Annotated in this window: 1 pseudogene; it reads left to right on the top strand. The window is 57.7% G+C overall.

Annotated features, from left to right (window positions below):
• The first annotated feature begins 59 nt into the window (after positions 1–59).
• Positions 60–1,188, top strand: a pseudogene (locus ACEXP3_RS24660) (IS3 family transposase).
• The last annotated feature ends 7 nt before the right edge of the window (positions 1,189–1,195 follow it).

The following is a 1,195-nucleotide window of genomic DNA, read 5'->3' on the forward strand; positions in this document are numbered from 1 at the left end:
TGAATAGCCCCGAGATTTGTAGACGCCTTCTTTCCTAATTTTGAGGCAGGAAGAGCATCATGAGCAAATCGAATTTCAGCGAAGATTTTAAGCGCGACGCTGTGCGTCAGATCACGGAGCGAGGCTATCCGGTTGCGGAGGTTTCGCAGCGCCTCGGCGTCAGCCAGCATTCACTCTACGAATGGAAGAAGAAGTTTGCCGCGTCGAACGCCAAGGGCAACGACGAGGCCGAGGAGATCAGGCGGCTGAAGAAGGAACTGGCTCGCGTCACCGAGGAGCGAGACATCCTAAAAAAAGCGGCCGCGTATTTCGCCAGGGATGCAAAGTGATAGTTGAGCGTTCATTGCCCTGCATCGCTTGCAGTTTTCCGTGCGGACGATGTGCCGCCTTTTGCGGGTTCATCCCAGTGGATTTTACGCCTGGCTGAAGAGCCCGCTGAGCAGGCGAGCCAGCGAGGACAAGCGACAGACCGATCTGCTCCTCAAGGCATGGGAAGAGAGCGGCAAGGTCTACGGTTATCGCAAGCTGCACGACGACCTTCTCGATCAGGGAGAGATGTGCTGCCCGAACCGGATCGCGCGTCTGACCCGTCTCGCGGGGATCAAGGCGCAGATTGGCTACAAGCGCCGTCCCGGCGTCTATGGCGGCAGGCCTGCCGTCGCTATCGACAATACGCTCGACCGGCAATTCGACGTGGCGGCTCCGGACAAGGCTTGGGTCACGGACATCACCTACATCCGAACCTGCGAGGGCTTCGCTTACCTTGCGGTCGTCATCGACCTCTATTCGCGCCGGGTCATCGGCTGGGCACTGCAGAGCCGACAGACCACGGACGTCGTATTGCAGGCTCTGCTCATGGCGGTGTGGCGACGTAAACCGAAGGATAAGGTGGTGATCCATTCGGATCAGGGGTCGCGGTTCACCAGCATGGACTGGGCCTCGTTTCTCAGGCACCACAATCTGGTTCACTCGATGAGTCGACGCGGCAACTGCCATGACAATGCCGTGGCCGAGAGCTTCTTCAATCTTCTAAAGCGAGAGCGGATACGTCGCAGGGTCTACCGTTCACGCGATGAAGCGCGCCAGGATGTGTTCGATTACATCGAGATGTTCTACAACCCGAAACGCAAGCACGTCAGAAACGGAATGATGTCACCCGTCGAGTTCGAGAAGCAGCAGAAAATCTAACCCGAGG

Source organism: Neorhizobium fuzhouense (genome assembly GCF_042611105.1).
GTDB lineage: Bacteria > Pseudomonadota > Alphaproteobacteria > Rhizobiales > Rhizobiaceae > Neorhizobium > Neorhizobium galegae_A.